This is a genomic window from Sphingobacterium sp. LRF_L2, from assembly GCF_965644235.1.
In the GTDB taxonomy this organism is placed as follows: Bacteria; Bacteroidota; Bacteroidia; order Sphingobacteriales; family Sphingobacteriaceae; genus Sphingobacterium.
Genome location: NZ_CBFFRI010000049.1, coordinates 1 through 201 on the forward strand (window position 1 = coordinate 1; position 201 = coordinate 201).

Genomic DNA, 201 nt, shown 5'->3' on the forward strand with positions numbered 1-201 from the left:
AGCCAGACGGCGAGTATTTTGGTGCGTTAGTCAAATTCGCGGATCGGAATCGCGATCTGATCTGTTGCGAACAACTGTATGTGGAAGGCTGTGCTAGCCGGTCTTCTGCATACAAAAATGGACGTTTGGCTTGTTGGATGTTTCCGGAGCGTGAACGTGCTTGTTGCGGGATTGGGATCCTGCTTATTGTAAATCTCTTAT

At 48.3% G+C, this 201-nt stretch carries 1 protein-coding gene; it reads left to right on the forward strand.

The genetic code is table 11. The annotated features are described in order from the left end of the window. Positions 1 to 201: hypothetical protein (locus tag ACSZOX_RS22475; RefSeq protein ID WP_437922492.1), on the forward strand; the 201-nt coding region annotated here is incomplete at both ends.